13 protein-coding genes and 1 riboswitch are annotated in these 14698 nt (G+C 40.1%); of the genes, 9 read left to right on the top strand and 4 right to left on the bottom strand.

Annotated elements, in window-relative coordinates:
- On the bottom strand, positions 1 to 1350 hold the full coding sequence (trkA, locus tag EJF26_RS05815; protein ID WP_000706818.1) for a Trk system potassium transporter TrkA: 1350 nt from the start codon (positions 1348 to 1350) through the stop codon (positions 1 to 3).
- A 399-nt stretch (positions 1351 to 1749) separates the two neighbouring features.
- On the opposite strand from trkA, the gene EJF26_RS05805 reads away from it, so the two are divergent.
- The 9 genes from EJF26_RS05805 (at position 1750) to rpsI (ending at position 11132) form a co-directional block, all read left to right on the top strand.
- The gene (locus EJF26_RS05805; RefSeq protein ID WP_000181356.1) at positions 1750 to 2253 is read left to right on the top strand and encodes a tRNA (cytidine(34)-2'-O)-methyltransferase; all 504 of its coding nucleotides are present in this window, start codon (positions 1750 to 1752) and stop codon (positions 2251 to 2253) included.
- A gap of 40 nt (positions 2254 to 2293) precedes the next feature.
- Positions 2294 to 2512: riboswitch (FMN riboswitch) on the top strand.
- Between the two features lie 153 nt (positions 2513 to 2665).
- Positions 2666 to 3229, top strand: a complete 564-nt coding sequence (locus EJF26_RS05800) for an ECF transporter S component (protein WP_000185841.1) — start codon at positions 2666 to 2668, stop codon at positions 3227 to 3229.
- Positions 3219 to 3869, top strand: coding sequence for a phosphatase PAP2 family protein (locus EJF26_RS05795; RefSeq protein ID WP_033628717.1), 651 nt, complete (start codon positions 3219 to 3221; stop codon positions 3867 to 3869). The genes EJF26_RS05800 and EJF26_RS05795 overlap by 11 nt, the downstream gene beginning before the upstream one ends.
- A 273-nt stretch (positions 3870 to 4142) precedes the next feature.
- Positions 4143 to 5189: a phenylalanine--tRNA ligase subunit alpha gene (gene pheS / locus EJF26_RS05790; protein ID WP_000103736.1), complete on the top strand. Its 1047-nt coding sequence runs from the start codon at positions 4143 to 4145 to the stop codon at positions 5187 to 5189.
- Positions 5190 to 5317: 128 nt separating this feature from the next.
- Entirely contained in the window at positions 5318 to 7723 is a 2406-nt protein-coding gene (gene pheT / locus EJF26_RS05785; protein ID WP_000961519.1) for a phenylalanine--tRNA ligase subunit beta, read from the top strand.
- 251 nt (positions 7724 to 7974) lie between these two features.
- Positions 7975 to 8868 carry an ABC transporter ATP-binding protein gene (locus EJF26_RS05780; RefSeq protein ID WP_000895268.1) on the top strand — a complete coding sequence of 298 codons (894 nt, stop codon included), beginning with the start codon at positions 7975 to 7977 and terminating at the stop codon, positions 8866 to 8868.
- Positions 8865 to 10064 carry an ABC transporter permease gene (locus tag EJF26_RS05775; protein WP_001245396.1) on the top strand — a complete coding sequence of 400 codons (1200 nt, stop codon included), beginning with the start codon at positions 8865 to 8867 and terminating at the stop codon, positions 10062 to 10064. The genes EJF26_RS05780 and EJF26_RS05775 overlap by 4 nt, the downstream gene beginning before the upstream one ends.
- Before the next feature lie 210 nt (positions 10065 to 10274).
- Positions 10275 to 10721, top strand: a complete 447-nt coding sequence (rplM, locus tag EJF26_RS05770; RefSeq protein WP_004246482.1) for a 50S ribosomal protein L13 — start codon at positions 10275 to 10277, stop codon at positions 10719 to 10721.
- An 18-nt stretch (positions 10722 to 10739) separates the two neighbouring features.
- Positions 10740 to 11132 (top strand): 30S ribosomal protein S9, encoded by a 393-nt coding sequence (rpsI, locus tag EJF26_RS05765; protein WP_000075973.1) that lies wholly within the window; start codon positions 10740 to 10742, stop codon positions 11130 to 11132.
- Between the two features lie 263 nt (positions 11133 to 11395).
- On the opposite strand, the gene EJF26_RS09835 is transcribed toward rpsI, so the two are convergent.
- The 3 genes from EJF26_RS09835 to EJF26_RS05750 all read right to left on the bottom strand — a co-directional run bounded on the left by EJF26_RS09835 (position 11396) and on the right by EJF26_RS05750 (position 14420).
- The gene (locus EJF26_RS09835) at positions 11396 to 12613 is read right to left on the bottom strand and encodes a tyrosine-type recombinase/integrase (protein WP_000028717.1); all 1218 of its coding nucleotides are present in this window, start codon (positions 12611 to 12613) and stop codon (positions 11396 to 11398) included.
- Positions 12614 to 12680: 67 nt separating this feature from the next.
- Positions 12681 to 12941, bottom strand: a complete 261-nt coding sequence (locus EJF26_RS05755; protein ID WP_001048148.1) for a helix-turn-helix domain-containing protein — start codon at positions 12939 to 12941, stop codon at positions 12681 to 12683.
- A gap of 135 nt (positions 12942 to 13076) precedes the next feature.
- Positions 13077 to 14420, bottom strand: a complete 1344-nt coding sequence (locus tag EJF26_RS05750) for a hypothetical protein (RefSeq protein ID WP_000842031.1) — start codon at positions 14418 to 14420, stop codon at positions 13077 to 13079.
- Positions 14421 to 14698: the final 278 nt, after the last annotated feature.

Here is a 14698-nt window from a genome sequence, read left to right as displayed (position 1 = left end):
TTACCTCTCAATCAAATCATAAATCTTGGTGATGTTTGGCAATAAGGTCGTCACGAGTAACTTGTCTCCGACCTCCAGCGTGTCCTCTCCAGTTGGGAAGATTGTTTTTCCTTTGCGAATGATGGCTGCGATGAGAATACCTTTCCTCAATTTCAGATGAGAAAGGGGCTTGGCAGTCATTTTATTAGCTTCCTTGATATGGAATTGTAGGGTTTCAATCTGGCCGTTTGCAAGATGGTGCATGGCTTGAAGGTCTGAGTATTGGGCATTAACCCGACCTCGGATAAAGTGCATAATAGTATCCACTGCGATGATTTTTGGGGTGATAATACTTGAAAAATCAGGTGCATGGATAATTTCTAGGAGGCTGGTCCGGTTGACTTTGGTGATGTTTTTCTGGACGCCAACACGGTCAAGGAACATGGAGGTGATGATGTTTTCCTCGTCCACTCCAGTTAAGGTTGCGACAGCATCGTAGTGAGGAGCACTTTCTTCTAGTAAGATATCTTTTGCAGTCCCATCTCCCTGGACAATATAGAGATTTGGGAACTTTTCACTAAAGAAACGGGCTCTTTCAGGATTGATTTCGATAACCTTGGTATCGATACGACTGTCTTTCAAGATGCCGACGAGATAGTAGGCGATTTTTCCTGCTCCAACGATAAGCAAACTTTTTACTGCACGCGATTTGAAATAGTTGTGGAAAAGCATCATATCCACACGATTTCCCGTAACAAAAATCCGATCCTTGTCCTGGATAGTAACATCACCGCTTGGAATCATGAGTTGATGGTCTCTTTCCATAGCGCAGACAATGATGTTGCCAAATTTTTTACGGAAGTCTGAGATTGGCATTTGACAAAGACCGCTAGAATCCTTGATAACAAACTCCATCAGGCTGACCCGACCTCCAGCAAAACGCTCAACTGAGAGGGCATTAGGGAAATCGATGATATTTGAGATGGCACGGGCTGCTAAGAGTTCTGGATTAACGATAAGTGAAAATCCAAGAATATTTTTCTCTTTAAAATAGGCATTAGAGTATTCAGGATTTCGCACTCGAACGATGGTTTCTTTAGCGCCCATTTTTTTAGCAAGTACCGCTGAAATCATATTCACTTCATCGTATTCAGTTAGAGCGATAAAGATATCACACTCTTGGACGCCGGCTTGCTCCAAGATGGCAAAGTCAGCACCATTTCCAAGGAGGCCCATGATATCAAAGCGACTGACAATATGGTTCAGTACAGCTTCATTTTGCTCGATGAGGACAACGTCATGGTTTTCCGCTACTAGTGAACGACAGAGGGCGAAACCGACTTTCCCTCCACCAACAAGGACAATTTTCATATAAAAAACCTACTTTTTCATGATGTAACTATCATACCCTTTTTTAGCAAAAAATGCACTTGCTAAGGCGATTTTTAGGGGAAGAAAGGCTTTTTTCAAGTCTTGAAGATACATTTGCTTAACTTCTATAACGATGTCTCTGATTTGAAGTGATTTTACTCTCTTGCTAAGGCTATTTTGAAAGTGAATGTCTCGGTATGAAAATATAATAAAAAAAGTAAAAAAATCAAGTCGTTTCTATTGACAATGATTCTGAAAATGTTATACTAAGAAAGTAGTTTCGCTGATTTACTTCAAACCTGTTGTGAGGTAAGTTAACGATGCCTTAACCACGCTGTTTGCTGAGCTTGACTCCGGGCAGTGTGGCTATTTTTTTGCAATGATAAAAGGAAGCCAGTCATGACAAATCACATTGTATTATTTGAACCTCAGATCCCACAAAATACAGGTAATATCGCACGTACTTGCGCTGCCACCAATTCCCCTCTCCACATCATCAAACCGATGGGCTTTCCCATTGATGATCGCAAAATGAAGCGAGCTGGTTTGGATTATTGGGACAAGTTAGAGATTCATTTTTATGATAACTTGGCAGACTGTATGTCTCAGATGAAAGGGCAACTTTACTTGATTTCCAAATTTGCGGAAAAGGTCTATTCTGAAGCAGATTTATCGACGGACGAAGACCATTATTTTCTCTTCGGACGTGAAGACAAGGGCTTGCCTGAGGACTTTATGCGAAACCATCCTGAGAAAGCTCTCCGTATTCCTATGAATGATGAGCATGTTCGCAGTCTCAATGTTTCGAATACCGTCTGCATGATTGTCTATGAAGCGCTTCGTCAGCAAAATTTCGCAGGTTTGGAACTCGTTCACACCTATGAAGTGGATAAATTGAAATAAACAAAATGCTTGCACTTGCAAGCGTTTTTTGTTATGATTAAAGGGTCTTCAGGGCAGGGTGAGATTCCCGACCGGCGGTAATTTTGACTAGCTATTTTAGCTTTCTCGTCGTTGTCTTGTCTCGATATACTTTAAGTATGATCTTCGACTACGACGCCTAGATAAATCTAAGATATCTTAGCCAAATAAGTCCGCGAGCGCAAGCTGATGTGGTGCGATTCCACAACCGACAGTATAGTCTGGATGGGAGAAGACGAAAGAATAGCTTTGTCTGTTCTGATGAGTTTATAGATAAATTGCAACCGCTTGCTCAAAAGAGTGAGGGGGAACTTTTGGGATATAAAAAGTGAGAATAGATAGAGGGATCCTTTCCAACTTCTTCTGATTTTATAGAAAATTGGAGGAACCTGTTATGACAAACACACGTCGACTTTCGACCATTGCGATTTTATCAGCCATTTCATTTGTACTGATGTACTTTGACTTTCCGCTCTTGCCAGCGGCGACCTTCCTCAAGATCGAGTTTAGTATCTTGCCAGTCCTTGTGGGCTTGGTGGTGATGGATTTGCCTGCTGCTCTCGGGATTCTCTTGCTGCGATCACTCTTGAAGTTGCTTCTCAATAGCCAGGGAGTGAATACTTACATTGGGTTGCCAATGAATATCGTAGCCTTGGGAGTTTTTGTTATCGCTTTTGGTTTGATTTGGAAAAAGGACCGCAGCACTCTTCGTTTTCTACTAGCATCTCTAGCGGGGACTGTCGGCTTGACTGCGGCTATGTTGGTTCTCAACTATGTCTATGCTGTTCCTTTGTACGCGAAGTTTGCCAACTTTGATATTGGAAAAATTATGGGACTTTCCAACTACCTCATGACTATGGTATTACCTTTCAACTTGATTGAGGGGGTAATCTTTGCCGTTTCATTCTGGTTGTTATACGTCCTCTTGAAACCAACCTTAAAACATTATGAGAGATAAACAAACATTTTTAATGAAGGGCAGTTTTGCCCTTTTACTTTTCGTCCTTCTTGGATATATGGTCAAGTTTTACCCCGAAACGCTGGTCGGTTTTGACCTACCGATTCAGACAGCTATTCGTGGGGATTTGCCAGATTATTTGACAGTTCTGTTCCGTGCCCTTACACGCCTGATCGATATCCCAGTGATTATCACCTGGGTTGCCATTACAACCTTTATCTTTTATCGTAAGCAGTGGAAGATAGAAAGCTACTTCATGGCGGGTAATCTAGCAATAGCTGCTCTTTTAATCGTGACTTTTAAAAATGTCTACCAGCGACCACGACCAGCTATCTTACACCTAGTCGAGGAGAAGGGATTTTCCTTCCCAAGTGGCCATTCTCTGGCTGTAACCTTGATGGTCGGCACTTTGATTGTCATTCTCAGTCAACGAATTAAAGATCTAGTCTGGCGAAAAATCGTACAAATCGTGCTAGGTCTCTACCTAGTTAGTGTCCTAGTGTCAAGAGTCTATCTGGGAGTTCACTATCCATCTGATGTCCTTGCCAGTCTCTGTGTAGGCTTGGGAGTCCTGTTTATCGAATTTCCCTTCTATGACAAACTTCGCTTCCAATGGCGATTTAAAGGCAAGCAGAAGTGAGATAGGTCTTGCAAGAATGGTAAAAATCTGATAAACTATGTAGTAATTGAATAGAAATCTGCAAGACTAGTAGCCCAAGGGAAGTATATCAGGGAGGAGAGCCGTGACTGCAAGCTCTCTATATGAAAGCTGGGTGAATTCACTTGCGCATGGATTTAGAAATGAAGGTCTGACTTGTCAGATGAAAACGGATGGTACCGCGTGTCAACGCTCCGAGTGGAGTTTTTGGCATGTGGTTTTCTTTTTATCTGATAAGCGACTGATGGAGGAATTATGTCAACTATTGAAGAACAATTAAAAGCGCTTCGCGAAGAAACGCTGGCTAGCTTGAAGCAGATTTCTGCTGAAAATGAAAAAGAGATGCAAGATTTGCGTGTCTCTGTTCTTGGTAAAAAAGGCTCCCTAACTGAAATTCTTAAAGGGATGAAAGATGTTTCAGCAGAAATGCGCCCTGTGATCGGAAAACACGTCAATGAAGCTCGTGATGTCTTGACAGCAGCTTTTGAAGAAACAGCTAAACTCTTGGAAGAAAAGAAAGTCGCTGCACAATTAGCTAGCGAGAGTATCGATGTGACGCTTCCAGGTCGTCCAGTTGCGACTGGTCACCGTCACGTCCTCACACAAACCAGTGAAGAAATCGAAGACATTTTTATCGGTATGGGGTACCAAGTTGTGGATGGTTTTGAAGTTGAGCAAGACTACTATAACTTTGAACGTATGAACCTTCCAAAAGACCACCCAGCCCGTGATATGCAGGACACTTTCTATATCACAGAAGAAATCTTGCTTCGTACTCACACGTCTCCAGTTCAGGCGCGTGCTATGGATGCCCATGATTTTTCTAAAGGTCCTTTGAAGATGATCTCACCAGGGCGTGTCTTCCGTCGTGATACAGACGATGCGACCCATAGTCACCAGTTCCACCAAATCGAAGGATTGGTAGTTGGGAAAAATATCTCTATGGCTGACCTTCAAGGAACGCTTCAATTGATTGTGCAGAAAATGTTTGGTGAAGAGCGCCAGATCCGTCTGCGTCCATCTTATTTCCCATTCACAGAGCCATCTGTTGAGGTGGATGTTTCCTGCTTCAAGTGTGGTGGAGATGGCTGTAACGTATGTAAGAAAACTGGTTGGATTGAGATTATGGGTGCCGGTATGGTTCACCCACGTGTCCTTGAGATGAGTGGTATCGATGCGACAGTATACTCTGGTTTTGCCTTTGGTCTTGGACAAGAGCGTGTAGCTATGCTTCGTTACGGAATCAACGATATTCGTGGCTTCTACCAAGGGGATGTCCGCTTCTCAGAACAGTTTAAATAAGATTGAAACCTGAAACATAGTCCTATACAGTCGCTCACATTTCATATAGTTAAAAAAGAAACGACTGACTCGAAGAAAAAGAAAGGAATTGAAAAGGTCTCACTTGGTGGGATCTTAGAATCAGAATTATGTTAGTATCTTATAAATGGTTAAAAGAATTGGTGGACATTGATGTGCCATCACAAGAGTTGGCTGAAAAAATGTCAACCACAGGAATAGAGGTCGAAGGTGTCGAATCACCAGCTGCTGGTCTCTCAAAAATTGTCGTCGGTGAGGTCTTGTCCTGCGAAGATGTGCCAGAAACTCACTTGCATGTCTGTCAGGTTAACGTTGGCGAAGAAGAAGCCCGTCAAATCGTCTGTGGTGCCCCAAATGTGCGTGCTGGTATCAAGGTCATGGTGGCACTTCCGGGAGCTCGTATCGCTGACAATTACAAGATCAAAAAAGGGAAAATTCGTGGCTTGGAGTCTCTAGGAATGATCTGCTCACTTGGTGAATTAGGTATTTCTGACTCAGTTGTACCAAAGGAATTCGCAGATGGTATCCAAATCTTGCCAGAAGATGCTGTTCCTGGGGATGAAGTCTTTTCTTACCTAGACTTGGATGATGAAATCATCGAACTTTCTATCACTCCAAACCGTGCAGACGCTCTTTCTATGCGTGGAGTAGCGCACGAAGTGGCAGCTATCTATGACAAGGCAGTCAACTTTAAAAAATTCAGTTTAACAGAAACAGACCAAGCTGCAGCAGATGCTCTTTCTGTCAGCATTGACACAGACAAGGCGCCATACTATGCAGCCCGTATCTTGGACAATGTGACCATCGCACCAAGTCCACAATGGTTGCAAAACCTCCTTATGAACGAAGGCATCCGTCCGATTAACAATGTCGTAGACGTAACCAACTACATCCTGCTCTACTTTGGTCAACCAATGCATGCCTTTGACTTGGATACCTTTGAAGGGACTGACATCCGTGTGCGTGAAGCGCGTGCTGGTGAAAAATTGGTGACCTTGGACGGTGAAGAACGTGACTTGGAAACAAATGACATAGTCATCACTGTCGCAGACAAGCCAGTAGCTCTTGCAGGTGTCATGGGCGGGCAGGCTACAGAAATCTCTGAAAAATCTAGTCGTGTTGTCCTTGAAGCGGCTGTTTTCAATGGCAAATCGATTCGCAAGACTAGCGGTCGCCTCAACCTTCGTTCTGAGTCATCTTCTCGTTTTGAAAAAGGGATTAATGTAGCAACAGTCAATGAAGCCTTGGATGCTGCAGCTAGCATGATTGCTGATCTTGCAGGTGCGACGGTGCGTAAGGGTATCGTTTCAGCAGGTGAGCTTGATACTTCTGATGTAGAAGTTTCTTCAACCCTTGCAGACGTCAACCGTGTCCTTGGAACTGATCTTACTTATGCCGATGTCGAGGATGTCTTCCGCCGTCTTGGATTTGGTCTTTCTGGAAATGCTGAAGCCTTTACAGTCAGCGTCCCACGTCGTCGTTGGGATATCACCATCGAAGCTGACCTCTTTGAAGAAATCGCTCGTATCTATGGTTACGATCGTTTGCCAACTAGTCTTCCAAAAGATGACGGTACAGCTGGTGAATTGACTGCGACACAAAAACTTCGCCGTCAAGTTCGTACCATCGCCGAAGGAGCAGGATTGACAGAAATCATCACCTACGCTCTAACAACGCCTGAAAAAGCGGTTGAGTTCACAGCTAAACCAAGCAAGCTAACAGAACTCATGTGGCCAATGACAGTGGACCGTTCCGTTCTCCGTCAAAATATGGTCTCAGGTATCCTTGATACGATGGCCTACAACGTGGCTCGTAAGAACAAAAACTTGGCTCTTTATGAGATTGGAAAAGTCTTTGAACAAACAGGTAATCCAAAAGAAGAACTTCCAAATGAAATCAACAGCTTTGCCTTTGCCTTGACAGGCTTGGTTGCTGAAAAAGATTTCCAAACAGCAGCAGTTCCAGTTGATTTCTTCTATGCTAAGGGAATCTTAGAAGCGCTCTTTACTCGCTTGGGACTCCAAGTAACTTATACAGCAACAGCTGAGATTGCTAGCCTTCACCCAGGCCGTACAGCCGTGATTTCAATCGGTGACCAAGTTCTTGGTTTCCTTGGCCAAGTGTATCCGGTCACTGCCAAGGCTTACGATATCCCAGAAACTTATGTAGCGGAGCTGAACCTTTCAGCCATCGAAGCTGCGCTTCAACCTGCTGCTCCATTTGTGGAAATCACCAAATTCCCAGCAGTCAGCCGTGACGTGGCCCTACTCCTTAAGGCAGAAGTCACTCATCAAGAAGTTGTAGATGCTATCCAAGCTGCGGGCGTGAAACGTTTGACAGATATCAAACTATTTGACGTCTTCTCAGGTGAAAAACTAGGACTTGGCATGAAGTCAATGGCCTATAGCTTGACCTTCCAAAATCCAGAAGACAGCTTGACAGATGAAGAAGTCGCACGCTATATGGAAAAAATCCAAGCATCACTCGAAGAAAAAGTGAATGCAGAAGTGCGTTAACTCATCAATCCATCCTTCGGGGTGGATTTTTGCTTTTCAAAATGACAATTCAGGATCAAAAATGGACAATTGAGGAGTAAAAGCTCTTGTATACACTTTAATGGGCTATAATTGTTCTATCACTTGGGTACTCAAAATCCTTAGAGAGTTTAGTTTTTAATGAAGGATGAACAAGATAAAAATGTACATAAATCCTTGTAAAGGCTATCAAAAAGGAGTATAATAAGTGCAACATATTTCGGAGGTGGAAAATGCTAGAAGTAAGAAATCTAGAGAAAAGTTTCGGTTCCAAGCAAGTCTTGTTTGGTGTCGATTTTCAGGCAAGTCCAGGACGGATTTTGGGACTGGTCGGGAAAAATGGTGCTGGGAAAACAACGATTTTCCACAGTATGTTGAAATTTTTGGACTATCAAGGAGAAATCAGTCTGGATGGGCAGGAGATTCGTCAGGAAACCTACGCTCGGATTGGCTATCTGCCTGAGGAACGCAGTCTTATGCCCAAGCTGACAGTCCTTGAGCAAGTTCGCTACTTGGCGACTCTAAAGGGCATGGATGCTAAGGAGGTCAAGGAAAAACTCCCTCAATGGATGGAGAAACTGGAAGTGAAAGGAAAGCTGACTGATAAAATCAAGAGCCTCTCCAAAGGGAATCAGCAGAAAATTCAGCTCATTATCACTCTGATCCATGAGCCAGACTTGATTATCTTGGATGAACCTTTTAGTGGTTTGGATCCAGTCAATACTGAGTTGCTCAAACAGGTCATCTTGAAAGAGAAAGAGCGCGGTGCAATCATTATCTTTTCTGACCATGTTATGACTAATGTCGAGGAGCTTTGCGATGATATCCTGATGATTCGAGATGGGCGTGTAGTCTTGCATGGACCGGTCCAAGAAGTTCGCAATCAATACGGGAAAACGCGTCTCTTTGTTTCAAGTGAACGAAGTAAGGAAGAATTGGAAAATCTTCCTCATGTCAAACAGGTGAGCTTGACCAAGCAAGGTAGTTGGAAATTGATCCTCGATGACGAGAGCGCTGGAAGGGAACTCTTCCCAATCCTGACTCAAGGTCAATATATCGCGACCTTTGACCAACAAGCTCCAACAATCGATGAAATCTTTAAACTAGAATCAGGGGTGGAAGTATGAGAAATATGTGGGTTGTAATGAAGGAAACCTATCTTCGACATGTCAAGTCGTGGAGTTTCTTCTTTATGGTGATTTCGCCGTTCCTCTTTTTAGCCTTATCTGTAGGAATCGGTTATCTCCAAGGGTCTTCTATGGCCAAGAATAGCAAGATAGCAGTAGTGACAACGGTGCCATCTGTGGAAGAAGGGCTCAAGGGTACCAATGGTATCAACTTTGATTACAAGGATGAAACCAGTGCCCAGGCTGCTATCAAGGATGAGAAAATCAAGGGTTATCTAACCATTGACCAAGAGGACAGTGTCCTCAAGGCCGTCTATCATGGTGAAACCTCTCTTGAAAGTGGCATCAAACTAGCAGTAACCAATAAGTTAAATGAACTGCAATACCAACTCAATCGCTCAGCAGCCAATTTGTCTCAGGAACAGGAAAAACGCCTGAGTCAAACCGTTGATTTTACTGAGAAGATTGATGAATCCAAGGAAAACAAAAAAATTGTTCAAACCATTGCGGCCGCAGGGCTTGGTTTCTTCCTTTATATGATTTTGATTACCTATGCTAGCGTCACTGCTCAAGAAGTGGCTAGCGAGAAAGGAACCAAAATCATGGAGGTGGTCTTCTCTAGTATCCGAGCTAGTCATTATTTCTACGCTCGCATGTTGGCTCTGCTTCTTGTGATTTTGACTCATATTGGCATTTACGTCGTGGGTGGACTTGCTGCCATTCTGCTCTTTAAAGACATCCCTATCTTGGCACAATCTGGGATTTTAAATCATCTAGGAGAGGCCTTCTCGCTCAATACCTTATTGTTTGTCTTGGTTAGTCTCTTTATGTACGTTGTTTTAGCAGCCTTCCTAGGATCTATGGTTTCTCGCCCTGAGGATTCAGGAAAGGCCTTGTCGCCATTGATGATCTTGATTATAGCAGGATTTGTCGGTGTGACTTCTCTAGGTGCTGCCGGGGACAATTTAGTTCTGAAAATTGGTTCCTACATTCCTTTCATTTCGACCTTCTTTATGCCGTTTAGAGCTATAAATGGTTATGCAAGTGGTCTGGAAGCTTGGATTTCTCTTGCCATAACGGTTGCTTTTGCAGTCACTGCGACAGTCTTTATCGGACGTATGTATGCCAGCCTAGTCCTTCAAACAGATGATTTGGGAATCTGGAAAACCTTTAAACGTGCCTTAGCTTACAAATAGGAGAGCCTCGCGAAAGCGAGGTTTTTCTAGATGTTAAACAGCGAAATCGGTAAAAATATTTTACATATCTATTGACTTTTAGTAGTAAAATTTGGTATGATAGTAGACGGTATTGTTTACCCCATTTGTAAGGCCCCGGAACCTTTCAAATACCCCGCGGACCGGAACATCCGCCCTGTAAACAAAAACGATATTCATATAGGAGAAATCATGAACAAAACTACATTCATGGCTAAACCAGGCCAAGTAGAACGCAAATGGTACGTTGTTGACGCAACTGATGTACCTCTTGGACGCCTTTCAGCAGTTGTTGCTAGCGTACTTCGCGGAAAAAACAAACCAACATTCACACCACACGCTGATACAGGTGACTTCGTAATCGTTATCAATGCTGAAAAAGTTAAATTGACTGGTAAAAAAGCAACTGATAAGATCTACTACACTCACTCAAACCACCCAGGTGGATTGAAACAAATCTCTGCTGGTGAACTTCGTTCTAAAAATGCAGTACGTTTGATCGAAAAATCAGTTAAAGGTATGCTCCCACACAATACTCTTGGCCGTGCTCAAGGTATGAAATTGAAAGTATTCGTTGGAGCTGAGCACACTCACGCTGCACAACAACCAGAAGTTCTTGATATTTCAGGACTTATCTAAGGAAAGGAACAATAAAGTATGTCACAAGCACAATATGCAGGTACTGGACGTCGTAAAAACGCTGTTGCACGCGTTCGCCTTGTTCCAGGAACTGGTAAAATCACTGTTAACAAAAAAGATGTTGAAGAGTACATCCCACACGCTGACCTTCGTCTTGTTATCAACCAACCATTCGCAGTTACTTCAACTGTAGGTTCATACGACGTTTTCGTTAACGTTGTAGGTGGTGGATACGCTGGTCAATCAGGAGCTATCCGTCACGGTATCGCTCGTGCCCTTCTTCAAGTAGACCCAGACTTCCGCGATTCATTGAAACGCGCAGGACTTCTTACACGTGACTCACGTAAAGTTGAACGTAAGAAGCCAGGTCTTAAGAAAGCTCGTAAAGCATCACAATTTAGTAAACGTTAATTCGAAAGAATTACTATACTTACAAAGAGCACCTTTTGGGGTGTTCTTTTTTATATTTTCATACTAAATTGGTGCAATTGACACAGTTGTTGCGACTTTAGTCGCTTACAAATGTGGCTGCAACCTGACAAAGTCAGTTGCCTCTAAACGTTAAGAACCAGCTACGATACAACATTTACAACACTTCATGGTTCACACCATGGGGTGTTTTTTTGATGATTTTTAGCAAAATTCACACCACTTTTCACACCAAATTCACACTATTATTTTTTAAGATTACGAAAGGCAATTTCTCCAACAGCCATTGGAATTACATTTGAAGTGTTGACATAAGTCTTAGTTGTAATTGTATCACTGTGAGTGAGTGCTTCAGAAATATCTTCCATAGGGGTTCCTGCCTGTTTAGCGAGTGTGGCTCCTGTATGTCGTAATTTATGAGGGGTTGCATGTGCAAGATCTGGATGACGACGCTTAACAGATTTCATCTTGTTGTTAAGGTAATCAGCATGGAGACAACTGTTTACATTTCCCTTTGTATCAATGTACGTAAACACATACTGTTCTGGAGTCTGCATGATGTTAAATGAAGCCAGTTCAGATTTTTGTTGCTTCTTCCAAGAATTTAACAAGTCGGTAAGTTCTTGTGGAATCGAAAAAATCGTCTTTTTATTCCCTTTAGTTGACTTTCGATTTTTATATCGATCTAAGGCTTGAACCAATTGAATTTGTTGATTTTTGAAATCAATATGTTTCCATTGCAAAGCGTAGCTCTCTGACTTTCTATCTCCTAAAAAGAAGGTAGTATAGAACAAAACATAGTCTTTGAATAGAATTTTTTCAGTCTCTAAATCCTTTTCAAAAGCTGTAAACCATGCTTGAAGTTCTTCTTGAGATAGATATAAATCTTCATCTTTTTTAGATTCCTGTAGCTTGATTTTCTTAGTTGCTTTGATACGGCTAATGGTTTTAGAGAGACGATTAGTTTCGATATACTCTAATTCTTCTGCCCAGTCAAAGATAGAGTTAACGTAGCTCCTGATAACTTTGAAATTTGCATATTCTTCAGCCTTTTGAGTCAATAGATTTAGCACAACTTGCTTATTTTGATTAAGAAAGTCTATTGAATAATTCCCAAGTAAGGGTAAGATGTGTTTTCTAAAAGCAATTTCTGTTCCAACTATAGTTGCTTGAGATGGTGGTTTGGCAGCAGAAGTAGTTTGACCTGCTTTGTAAGATTGCCACCAAACGTTTTGATAGAAATCCGAAAAGAGAATAGAACCGCTATTCTCTAATGAAGCAGATCCGCCACTAAGAATTTTATCAATCTTATTTTTAAGTTCTAGTTCATATTTTTTTGCTTCAATCCTTGTTTTGAATCGTTTTTCAATCACTTTCTTATCAACACCTAGTGAAGACTTCACTTCCTCAGGAATATAGACACGTAAGCGATAGGTTCCGTTTTTAGTTTCTGTAATAGACATAGTATTCTCCTTTTGAATTGAGCTAGAAAATACCATGGTTACATTATAACAAATGACCATAGAATTTCTACTGCTTTTGTAACCAGCGATTGATTTCTGTTTTGCTAAAGCGAACAGTTTTTCCAACCTTAATGCAAGGTAAGCCTTGCTTAATCCAGTTGTCTAAAGTATTGTTGGATATATTCAAATATTCACAAGTCTGCTTTTTATTTAAAAATTGGTTGGTATTTTCATTAATATCCAAAAATTTATCCAGTTCTTTCTTAACAGTATCTGATATTAGTAATTTAAATTGCCGAATTACTTCGTCTGGAATAAATAAATTCATAAATAGTACCGTTTCTTTCTTTTAGATTTAAATTTTATTAGTTTGGATTTTGTTTTTTAAGTCTTCAAGGGTTGAAGACTTAAAAAACAGGAAAACGTTGCTGTATTAATTCTTTTTCAATTTTTTAATCAGAATTTATATTAAAATGGTATAAATATTTTTCCAATTTCTATTAAAAAAAGAATCCAGGAATGAACCTATGTCTTTATCCTTGCTTTGAATAATTTCATTAAAAAATGAATCTTTTTCTTCATTTGTAAAACTAGGGATTTTAAAAGAAAGGAGTTCATTATTTTGATTATCCTTGTAGCAACCAAAATCAAGGAAAGGAACAAGATATAGAGTATTTAGCATTAAGCAAAAGAGATATAGTACTTGCCATGTAATCATAATAGAAAGAAAATAACTCTCTTTCTTTAAATCATTCTTTCTACTTCTTTTAACCAGATTTCTTTTAGTTCTTGCACAGTTTTTTGGCTTTATAAATTTAGATACATCAATAAATAAGAAAATAGATTCATCAAATGTTATTGGATATAAATAATTCATAGCATGATTTAATTGAGTGTCAAAAAAAGTTTTTATATATTCATCTTTACCTTTTTCTTCATACAATTCTTTTAACTTATTTTGGGTATCTCTAACTGAAGTTTGAACAAATATCTTAAAGTTGGACAATCCTTTCTCAATTACACTATATACAAATGAATAGAGCTGATCATTGTGTAGTTTATCTAAGTCAGTAGTCTGGAATTCACTTTTAATTTTTTTTTCATTCAGTGTCATTTCGTATCTATAGACGCGATATTTACGAGATACGTTTAATTCAATCTGTTTATTATGTTCTGCTTTTGCTGTTTTATCGTAAAGAACATGCGACAAGTTTTCATTTTTTTTACTTGAAAGAATATGGTGATCATCAGGAGTTGAACATTTTGTATAAACTATTTTATTTACTTGAGATGTATTAGATAAGCTCCTCAATAATAAATTCCTTGTTTGAAAATGAATAATCGCATCAGTAGCAAATGTAAATGCGATTTCCATTTCATGAACCCTAATAATTGTTGGGATAATCCAAATACCAGTTTGCTGTTTGATTCCTGTTATAACGTTTATTAGTTTCTTTCGTATTGCTGAAATAGAGAGAGTTTCAAAATTTAGACCTCCATGATTCAGCTGGAGTAAGCAATAATTAACAGTATCTCCGCTTTCTTTTTTATAAATTTTTCCAATTTCAAGTCTTCCGAATTCCCTTGATTGGATAATTAAATCTTCTATCTGATTTGAATTGTGAGTAAATTTTTTAACTTCATGAGGATTCTTTTTTTTGAATTCTATCAGTTTTTCAATGTCAACAATTAGTTTTTCACCTAAGTTAAAAACCATGCGATCAAACCCCCAGAAGGAATTCATAAAACTAAAACAAGATTGAATTTCTTTCTCATTTAAATGCATCTGTTTATTTTGACTTTTCATGATTTAAGGTTTCCTTTCTACTATTATTTTTGATTGAAATTATGCTAGGAAGTATTAGAGATTGAAAAAAGCAGTTAAATTATTTTAACCGCATTTGTAATTCAATTTATCCCTTTTTTTTTCATATATAATTAGTATGCCAGGAACTTCACTAAAAACTGTGTTTTTTTTATTTTTTAGTGAAAAAAATTTTTTAAAACAAAAAAACACTCAATTTTGAGTGCTTTAAAAACGCGTCGTAACAAGGTTTTGAAGAAAAAAAGTAGGTTTTTACCTAC

It is taken from the genome of Streptococcus oralis subsp. dentisani (assembly GCF_007475365.1).
Taxonomy (GTDB): Bacteria; Bacillota; Bacilli; order Lactobacillales; family Streptococcaceae; genus Streptococcus; species Streptococcus mitis_AX.
Note: the sequence above shows the minus strand (reverse complement) of the source record. Positions and strands in the feature narration are given on the sequence as shown.